Annotated in this window: 8 protein-coding genes; all 8 read left to right on the forward strand. The window is 75.9% G+C overall.

The features are described from left to right. The first annotated feature begins 2 nt into the window (after positions 1 to 2). Positions 3 to 647, forward strand: coding sequence for an imidazole glycerol phosphate synthase subunit HisH (hisH, locus tag EAO73_RS20260; RefSeq protein ID WP_147972920.1), 645 nt, complete (start codon positions 3 to 5; stop codon positions 645 to 647). After that, complete coding sequence (gene priA / locus EAO73_RS20265) at positions 647 to 1,372, forward strand: bifunctional 1-(5-phosphoribosyl)-5-((5-phosphoribosylamino)methylideneamino)imidazole-4-carboxamide isomerase/phosphoribosylanthranilate isomerase PriA (protein ID WP_147972921.1); 726 nt, start codon at positions 647 to 649, stop codon at positions 1,370 to 1,372. Before hisH ends, priA begins: the two co-directional genes overlap by 1 nt. Beyond that, the gene (locus EAO73_RS20270) at positions 1,369 to 1,773 is read left to right on the forward strand and encodes a RidA family protein (RefSeq protein ID WP_147972922.1); all 405 of its coding nucleotides are present in this window, start codon (positions 1,369 to 1,371) and stop codon (positions 1,771 to 1,773) included. The genes priA and EAO73_RS20270 overlap by 4 nt, the downstream gene beginning before the upstream one ends. Then, positions 1,770 to 2,525 (forward strand): imidazole glycerol phosphate synthase subunit HisF, encoded by a 756-nt coding sequence (gene hisF, locus EAO73_RS20275; RefSeq protein WP_147972923.1) that lies wholly within the window; start codon positions 1,770 to 1,772, stop codon positions 2,523 to 2,525. Before EAO73_RS20270 ends, hisF begins: the two co-directional genes overlap by 4 nt. Positions 2,526 to 2,634: 109 nt before the next feature. Further along, positions 2,635 to 5,724 carry a helix-turn-helix transcriptional regulator gene (locus tag EAO73_RS20280; protein WP_191134154.1) on the forward strand — a complete coding sequence of 1,030 codons (3,090 nt, stop codon included), beginning with the start codon at positions 2,635 to 2,637 and terminating at the stop codon, positions 5,722 to 5,724. Between the two features lie 127 nt (positions 5,725 to 5,851). Continuing rightward, entirely contained in the window at positions 5,852 to 7,150 is a 1,299-nt protein-coding gene (locus EAO73_RS20285; protein ID WP_147972924.1) for a helix-turn-helix domain-containing protein, read from the forward strand. Between the two features lie 279 nt (positions 7,151 to 7,429). Next, positions 7,430 to 9,034, forward strand: coding sequence for a cation acetate symporter (locus EAO73_RS20290; protein ID WP_147972925.1), 1,605 nt, complete (start codon positions 7,430 to 7,432; stop codon positions 9,032 to 9,034). 38 nt (positions 9,035 to 9,072) lie between these two features. Continuing rightward, the coding region (locus tag EAO73_RS20295; protein WP_147973560.1) for an ArsR/SmtB family transcription factor at positions 9,073 to 9,540 on the forward strand (468 nt) is incomplete at its 3' end.

A 9,540-nucleotide genomic window follows, 5' to 3' on the forward strand; every position in this document is an offset into this window, starting at 1 on the left:
ACATCGTGGATACGAAGAAGAAGGTCGTCGTCTTCGACTACGGCTTCGGCAACGTCCGCTCCGCCGAGCGCGCCCTCGCCCACGTCGGCGCGGACGTCGAGATCACCCGCGACTTCGACGCGGCGATGAACGCCGACGGGCTGCTGGTGCCCGGCGTCGGCGCGTTCTCCGCATGCATGGAGGGACTGAAGAAGGCCCGCGGCGAGTGGGTCATCGGCCGCAGGCTGGCCGGCGGACGCCCCGTGATGGGCATCTGCGTCGGCATGCAGATCCTGTTCGAGCGCGGAATCGAGCACGGCGTGGAGACCGAGGGGCTCGACGAGTGGCCCGGCACGGTCGGCCCGCTCAAGGCCGATGTCGTCCCGCACATGGGCTGGAACACCGTCGAAGCCCCCGAGGACTCCCAGCTGTTCGCCGGACTCGACCCCGAGGCGCGGTACTACTTCGTGCACTCCTACGCGGCGCACGACTGGAGCCTCGAAGTCACCAACGCGAAGATCCGTGCCCCCAAGGTCACCTGGGCCACGCACGGCGAACGGTTCGTGGCGGCCGTGGAGAACGGCGCGCTGTGGGCCACCCAGTTCCACCCCGAGAAGTCCGGCGATGCCGGCGCCCAGCTGCTGACCAACTGGATCGAGACGCTGTAATGCCGAAGCTTGAACTGCTCCCCGCCGTAGACGTCCGCGACGGCCAGGCGGTCCGCCTGGTGCACGGCGAGTCCGGCTCCGAGACCTCCTACGGCTCCCCGCTGGAGGCCGCACTCGCCTGGCAGCGCGCCGGCGCCGAGTGGCTGCACCTCGTCGACCTGGACGCCGCCTTCGGCACCGGTGACAACCGCGCCCTCATCGCCGAGGTGGCCGGTGCCATGGACATCAAGGTCGAGCTGTCCGGCGGCATCCGCGACGACGCCTCGCTCGCCGCCGCCCTCGCCACCGGCTGCCGCCGGGTCAACCTCGGCACCGCCGCCCTGGAGACCCCCGAGTGGGTCGCCAAGGTCATCGCCGAGCACGGCGACAAGATCGCCGTCGGCCTCGACGTGCGCGGTACCACCCTGCGCGGCCGGGGCTGGACCCGCGACGGCGGCGACCTCTACGAGACGCTGGCCCGCCTCGACTCCGAGGGCTGCGCCCGCTACGTCGTCACCGACATCGCCAAGGACGGCACGCTCCAGGGCCCCAACCTGGAGCTCCTGAAGAACGTCTGCGCCGCCACCGACAAGCCCGTCGTCGCCTCCGGCGGCGTCTCCTCGCTGGACGACCTGCGGGCCATCGCCTCGCTGGTCCCGGCGGGCGTCGAGGGCGCGATCGTCGGCAAGGCCCTGTACGCGAAGGCGTTCACCCTCGAAGAGGCGCTGGAGGCGGTCTCCGTATGACCGGATCCGCATCCGTGCGCCGCGTCTCCTCCGGCGCCCCCTGGGAGGAGAAGTTCGGCTACTCCCGCGCGGTCGAGCTCCCCAACGGCCTGGTGCTGGTGTCCGGTTGTACGTCGGTGGTCGGCGGCGAGATCGCCGCGGGCGGCCCGTACGAGCAGACCGTCACCGCCTTCGGCGTCGCCCTCGACGCGTTGAAGGAGCTGGGCCTGGGCCGCGAGGACGTCGTCCGCACCCGGATGTACGTCATGCACGCCCGGGACACCGACGAGGTCGGCCGCGCCCACAAGGAGCTGTTCGACGCGGTGCGCCCCGCCGCCACCATGGTCGTGGTCTCCGGTTTCGTCGACCCGGGCCTGGTCGTCGAGGTCGAGGTCGAGGCCTACCGGGCGGGTGCGCGATGAGTCTCGCCGTACGTGTCATCCCCTGCCTCGACGTGGACGACGGCCGGGTCGTCAAGGGTGTCAACTTCAAGAACCTGCGCGACGCGGGCGACCCCGTCGAGATGGCGAAGCTGTACGACGCCGAGGGCGCCGACGAGCTGACCTTCCTGGACATCACCGCCTCCAGCGGTGACCGGGAGACCACCTACGACATCGTGCGCCGCACCGCCGAGCAGGTCTTCATCCCGCTCACCGTCGGCGGCGGCGTCCGCACCCCGGACGACGTCGACAAGCTGCTGCGGGCCGGCGCGGACAAGGTCGGCGTCAACACCGCGGCGATCACCCGCCCGGAGCTGATCCGGGAGATCGCCGAGCGCTTCGGCCGCCAGGTCCTGGTGCTCTCCGTGGACGCCCGGCGCACCCCGGACGGCTCGTTCGAGGTCACCACGCACGGCGGCCGCCGGGGCACCGGCATCGACGCCGTCGAGTGGGCCCACCGCGCCGCCGAGCTGGGCGCGGGCGAGATCCTGCTCAACTCGATGGACGCCGACGGGACGAAGGACGGCTACGACACCGAGATGATCGCCGCCGTCCGCAAGCACGTCCGCGTCCCCGTCATCGCCTCCGGCGGCGCCGGCCGGCTCGCGGACTTCGCGCCGGCCATCGACGCCGGGGCCGACGCGGTCCTGGCCGCGTCCGTCTTCCACTTCGGCGACCTGCGGATCTCCGAGGTCAAGGGCGCGCTCGCGGAGGCCGGACACCCGGTGCGCTGAACGCCCGGTTGTGCGCGTGCACAGACAGGGGGCGCCCTTCCCTGGGAGGGCGCCCCCTCGCCGTACCCGTGCCTTCCGGGCCCGGGGGGTCCGGCCTAGCGTGCCGGGCGTGACGTCCCCCACGACCGTGCACCGTCCGCTCCGGCCGTACGGCCGCAGCGGCGAACTCGCCGTCCTCGACAGCCTGCTGACACGCCTCCGACGCGGTGACGGCGGGGCCCTGGTCCTGACCGCCCCGCCCGGCACCGGCCGCACCGCCCTCCTGGACCACGCCGTCGCGGCACACCGCTCGCCGGGCGCGGGGCCCGTCCTCCACACGGCCGGTGTCCCGGCCGAACGGTGGGTGCCGTACAGCGGACTGCACGCGTTGCTGTGCGCGGCGCCGGAAGGGGCGGTGCCCGGCGGCCCCGACCGGGTGCTGCGGGACGGACTCGCGCCCGCCGCCCTCCTCGGCCTCCTGCGCCGGCTCGGCGCCGGCCGGCCCCTGTTGGTCTGCGTGGACGACGCCCACCTCTGGGACCCCGACTCCCGTGCCGCCCTTGCCTTCGCCGCCCGCCGGCTCGGGCCGGGCGGCCGGGCCGCCGTGCTGATCGGTGCCGGGGACGAGACGAGCTTCGCCGGGCTGCCCGCGCTGCGGCTCGGGCCCCTCGACGACGACGCGGCCGCCGCGCTGCTCGACCGGATCACGGGGCACGGGGGCGACGGTGGTGCGCGCCGAGGCGTCGACCCCGTGGTGCGGGGCGAGGCGGTCGATCCCGTGGTGCGGGGCGAGCTGATCCGGGAGGCGGCCGGAAACCCCCGGCTGCTCACCGATCTCACCGCCCGGCTCACCTCCGGCCAGCTCGCCGGACGGACTCCGCTGCCGCACCCGCTGCCCGGCGCCGACGACGTCCTCGCCGCGCACGCGGCCGGCGTCGGCCACCTTCCCGCCGGCACCCGCACCCTCCTCCTGATCGCCGCCGCCGCCCATGAGCACGAGCCGGAGGGCACCGGCGCGGACCTCGCCCTCGTACGCGGCGCCGCCGCATCGGCCGCTCCCGTCCCGGCTCCGCTCGCTGCGGGCGTCCTCCAACGGGCGGGCGACCGCGTCCACTTCACCCACCCGCTGCTGCGCCATGCCCTGCTGCACCGGGCGCCCCCGCACCACCGCCGCGCCGTGCACAACCTGCTCGCCGACCGTCTGGCGGCCGGCCCGGACGGCCTCGCCGCCCTCGTCCAGCGGGCCTGCGCGGCGTCCGGCCCCGATGCCCGGCTCGCCGCCGCGCTGGAGGCCGCCGCCTTACGGCCCCGCCCGCACGCGGAGCGCGCCGCCGCCCTCGTGCGGGCCGCCGCGCTGACGCCGGACGGCGCGGAGCGGGCCGCCCGGTACGTGGCGGCGGCGGAGCAGACGCGGCTCGCGGGGGAGCCGGGGCGGGCCCGCGGCCTGCTGGCGCGGGCCGGAGTTCAGGCGGGGCGGGGTGCCGCGTGTGCGGGGGAAGCCGTGCACGCGGGGCAGGGCCGCGCTCACGCCGAACACGTCCGCCACCCCGGGTGTGCCGGTTGCGACGCGTGTGCCGGGGAAGCCGTGCACGCGGGGCAGGGCCGCGCTCACGCCGAACACGTCCGCCACCCCGGGTGTGCCGGTTGCGACGCGTGTGCCGGCGACGACGTGTACGCGGGGCAGAACCCCGGGCGCCCCGGACACGACCGCCACCCCCAGCACGCCGCCGCCCACCTCGTCCGGGGCCTGCTCGCCCTGCGCGACGGACCCGTCCCCGACGCCCACGCGACCCTGCTCACCGCCGCCCGTCTGCTCGCCCAGCACGACCCCGGCCGGGTGCGGGACGCCCTGCTCGGGGCCGCCGAGGCCGCCTGGGCGGCGGGCGACGCCCTCGGGTATCTCGACGCGCTGACCCGTATCCCCGTGGGCAGGGCCGACCGGGTCCTGGCGCAGTACCGCGACGGCATGTGCGCGGTGCTGCGCGGGCGGCTCGGTGAGGGACACACCCTGTTGCGCCGCTGTCTGGGGTCCGCCGCCCGGAGCCAGGACCCCGGGACCCTGCTGCGGGCCGGCGCGGCGGGGCTGGTGCTCGGCGATCTCGACGCAGCCTGCCGGGCCGGGGCCCGCGCGCTGGACGCCGTGCGCGTGAGCGGCGCCGACGCGCTGCTGCCGCAGGCGCTGGAGCACCTGGCCTACGCGGAGCTGCGCGCCGGCCGGCACGCGCGTGCCCGTGCCCACGCGCTCGACGGCCTGCGCGCGGCCCGTCGTACCGGGCAGTCCAACACCGCCGCCCCGCTGCACGCCGTACTCGCCCTCGCCGCCTCGGTGGAGAGCGGGGCACGCGAGTGCGCGGCCCACGCCGACGCCGCGCTGGCGGGCGCGGCACCGCACGGGCTCGTCCAGGCCGCGACCCTGGCCGCCTGGGCACAGGCCCGCGCCGACCTGGCGGCCGGGCGCCCGGCGGAGGCGGCGGCCCGGCTCGACCCGCTGGTCGGACCGGGGCCCCGGCGCGGCCACTTCGCCATCCGGATGCTCGCGGTGCCCTGCTACGTCGAGGCGTCGGTGCTGTCCGGGCGGGCGGTCCGGGGCGGGGCGGCGGACCCGGTGGGCGAGGCGGTGGCGGAGTTCGCCGTGTGGGCGAGCCGCACCACCGACCCCCAGGTGCCCGCCCAACTGGCCCGCTGCCGGGCCCTGCTGGCACCTGCCGGCGAGGCGGCCGGGCGGTACGGGGAAGCGCTCGCGCACCACGAGCGGGCCGGCGGCGACTTCGAACAGGCGCGCACCCGGCTCCTGTTCGGGTCCTGGCTGCGCAGGCGCCGCCGCACCCGCGAGGCGCGCGAACCCCTACGGGACGCCCTGGTGGGGTTCGAGCGGTGCCGGGCCGCGGCCTGGGCGGCCAGGGCGAGCGGCGAACTGCGGGCCGCCGGCGAGGCGGTGGACGCGGCGGGCCCGTCCGGGGCCGCCGCGCCGCTGGCCGCGCTCACCCCGCAGCAGCAGCGGATCGCCCGGTGCGTGGCGGAGGGGGCCACCAACCGGGAGGTGGCGCTGCGGCTTTCGGTGAGCACCCGGACCGTCGACCACCACCTGCGCAATGTGTTCGCGGCCCTGGGCGTGCGCTCCCGTACGGAGCTGGCCGGCCTGCTGCGAACCGGCCCCGAAGACCCGTACGGGCCACCGAGGTTGCAGGACCGTGATGAGAAGGAGGCCGCACACCTCTAGGTACCGACTGGGCGGTATGTCATTCTGCGGGCGTCAGGATCATTCGGTGCGCCCGCAGCCTCCGCGCTGGGCGGGTGCACCGGAACCGGCCGCCCAGCGAGCCGGCCGAATCCCGGTGGAGGCCGCCATGCCACAGGTCGTACGTTCACGGGTCAGGGCGCTGCACGCGCCACCGCCCGTCGTCCCGGTCCCGCACCGCTTCCGTTCCCTGGCCGACCGCGAGGCCGTCGCCGTGCTGCACCGGGCCGCCCGGGTGCTGGTGGCCGCGCTGCCGGAGCTGACGGACCGGCTGGTGGAGGCGTTGCGGGAGCAGGAGCCCGCCTACCGCGCGGCGATCGAGGCCGACCCGGCGGAGATCTGGCAGGAGGTGCACCACTCGCTGCGGCACAACGTCGGATCACTCATCCAGCCCCGCGAGTTCCGGGACGCGGCGCACCGCACGTCCCGGCGGATCGGCGAGGTCCGGGCGGAGCAGGGGCTGCCGCTGGACGCGGTCCTGCACGCGTTCCGGATGGGCGGGGCGATGGTCTGGCAGGACCTGGTGGACGAGACCGCCCGCCGCCACCCGGAGGACATCCGGCTGCTGGTCCATGTCGCCGCGGACGTCTGGAACTTCGTGGACGAGCACTGCGGGGTGGTCGCCGACGCCTACCGCAGGGCGGAGCGCCGGCTGGCCTGGCGCCGGGAGAACCGCCACCGCCTGATGACCGCCGCGCTGCTCGACGGCACCGCCCAGATCGCCGACCTCCCGGACACGGCGGCCGCGCTCGGCCTGCCGGAGGACGGCCGGTACGCGGTGCTCGCCGTGAGCGACGCCCGCCGCTCCCCGCACGGCACCACGCACCCGCCCCTGGAACTGCCCGCCGGAACGGACGCCCTGTGGCACGCGGGCCCGGAGACGGAGTTCGCCATCCTGCCGCTGGGCCGGGGCGACGGCGCGGAGCACGGCGACGCGGCCGGGACGCTCACCGGCCTGGCCGCCGCCCTGCGTGTACCCCCCGGCGCACGGGCCGGCATCGGCGCGGCGGTCGAAGGGCTGGCCGCCGTCGGGGACGCCCGGCGCCTCGCGGAGACCGCCCTGCGGGCCTGCCCGGCGGACGGCGGGGTCGTCCTGCTCGACGAGCACCTGCCCGCCGCGCTGGTCGTCTCGTCACCGGGCCTCGGCGCGGCCCTCGCCGACCGCGTGCTGGGCCCGCTGGAGCGGCTGGACGCCGCCGACCGGGACGTGCTCATCGAGACGCTCACCGCCTGGTTCGACGCGGACGGCTCGGCGCCCCGGGCGGGTGCCCGGCTCTACTGCCACCGCAACACCGTCCTGAACCGGCTCCGCCGCTTCGAGCAGCTGACCGGCCGCTGCCTCACCCGCCCCTCGGACGCGGTCGAGGTCTCCCTCGCCCTGGCCGCCCGACGCCTGCTCACGGGCTGAGGCCGGGGACGCGCGGCCGTCCACGGGCCGGGGCGTGTGCTTTTCTCCTCGCCCCCGCCCAGGCCTGTGCCCTGCCCAGGGCTATGCGCCCAGGCCTGTGCCCCGCCGAGGCCTGTGCCCCCGCACAGACCGCACCCGGCCGGGCTGTACCCCCGCAGCGCCCCCGGCCGACCCGCTGTACGCGGGCGCGGCGGCCTGATGCCGTACGCGCATGTCTCCTGTGCAGCCGTCACCCAGTGCCCCCGCGACCGGCCCCGCCCCGCTCCCGGGACCGCGCCGGTGAGCGGCGGGTTCGACGCCCGGTCGCTCGCGGTCGTGGTCTTCCTCGGGTTCGTCGCCGTCTCGCTGCTGCTGTGCGGGCTGGCCGCCGCCGACCAGGACGACCCGGAGCACTTCTACGCGGGCGGCGGCGCGGCGCTCGGCCCGGCCGGGAGCGGGCTGGCGATCGCGGGTGACTACCTCTCCGCCGCCACCCTGCTCTCGACCACCGGCTCCGTCGCGCTCGCCGGATTCGACGGCGTCCTGTTCGCCCTGGCCACGGTCGCCTCGCTCGTCCTGGTGCTGCGCGTCCTGGCCGAACCGATGCGCCGCAGCGGGGTGTTCACGCTCGGCGACTTCCTCGCGGACCGGCTCGGGGACCCCTCGGTGCGCCGCGCCCTCGGCATCACCACCCTGGTCGTCCTGACCCCGCTGCTCCTGGTGCAACTCGCCACCGCGGGACGGGTGATGGCCGCGATGTTCGGGCTGCCGGACGGCGCGCTCACCGGCTGCACCGTGGCCGGCGGCGCCCTGATGGTCTGCTACTCCGCGGTCGGCGGCATGCGCGGCACCGGCTACGTCCAGATCCTCAAGGTCGCGGTGGTGCTGGCCGCGGTGCCCCTGCTCGCCGGCCTGGTGCTCGCCCGCTTCGGCTGGAACCCGTTCGCCCTGTTCGACGCCGCGCGGCGCGGCAGCGGGGCGGGCGGCGCGTACGCCCGCCCCGGCCTCCAGTTCGGCCCCGGCCTCGCCGGCACCCTGGACCTGCTGGGCTTCCAGCTCACCCTGCTCCTCGGGGCCGCGTGCATGCCGCACATCACGATGCGGCTGCACCCGATGCGCGACCGCGGGACCGTGCGCCGCGCCACCGTGTGGGCGGTGGTCCCGGTGGCCGTCTTGTGCGCCGGGGTCGTCGTGGCCGGACTCGGCGCCTCGGCCCTGCTCGGCCACAAGGTCATCCGGGGGGCGGACCCGGCGGGCGGCACCGCGCTGCTGCTGGTCACCGGGGCACTCGACCCGGGTGCCGGCGGGCCGCGCGAGAGCCTGCTCTTCGCGTGCGTCGCCTGCGCGGTGTTCGCCACCACGCTGGCCGCCGTCGCCGGGATCACCCTGGCCGCCGCCTCGTCCCTGGCCCGCGACTTCGCGGCGAGGGCACGGGCCCGTACGGAGGCGCGCTCCGACCGGTCGGCGGGGCGCGAGATCGTGCGCGCCCGCCTCGCGGTGGTCCTGACGGGCGCGGTCTCCGTCTGGGCGTCGACGTACACCCACGACCGCAACCCGCAGGTGCTGCTCTCGCTCTCGTTCGCGGCGGCCGCCTCCGTCCTGCCGCCGGTCCTGCTGTACGCACTGTTCCGGCCGGGCTTCACCGCGCGCGGGGTGCGCTGGACGGTCTACGGGACGCTCCCGCTGATCGCGGTCCTGATGGTGTTCTCGCCCGCCTTCTCCGGTACGCCCGTTGCCCTCTTCCCGGACCGGGACTTCCACTGGTTCCCGCTCCAGGCACCGGGCCTGGTCACGATCCCGGCCGGATTCCTGCTCGGGTACCTCGGCTCCCGTACCGGAAGGACCAGCAGGACTGGAAGGACCGGCAGGGCATCGGAGAAACGCGCAACAAAACTTGTGCAATAGATATTGCGCAAGATTTCTTTTCTATCTACGCTCGGGGCATGGCAAGCGACGCATCACGCCGGGTCTCCGACCTCGGCACCCTCAAGGCCTTCGGGCACCCCCTGCGGATGAAGCTGTACCGGGCCCTCTACATCGCCCGTCAGGCCACCGCCTCCCAGCTCGCCGAGCAGGTCGACGAGGCGGTCTCGCTCGTCAGCTACCACCTGCGCAAGCTCGCCGACCACGGCCTGATCGAGGAGGCCGACCGGGCGGGCAGGGACGGCCGCGAACGCTGGTGGCAGCCCGCGTCGGAGGGACTGCGCTTCTACGACGAGGACTTCAGCGAGGCGCCCGAGCTGGCCGCCACCCACTCCGCCGTCAGCCGGCTCTCCTTCGACCAGCACGTCGAGATGTACCGCCGCCACCTCGACGCGAGCCGCAGCTGGCCCGCCGAATGGCGCAGCGCCTCCTTCAGCTCCGAGTACCTCGCCCGGCTGACCGCCGACGAGCTCGCCGCGCTCGGCGAG

The organism is Streptomyces sp. col6, assembly GCF_008042035.1.
Lineage (GTDB): Bacteria > Actinomycetota > Actinomycetes > Streptomycetales > Streptomycetaceae > Streptomyces.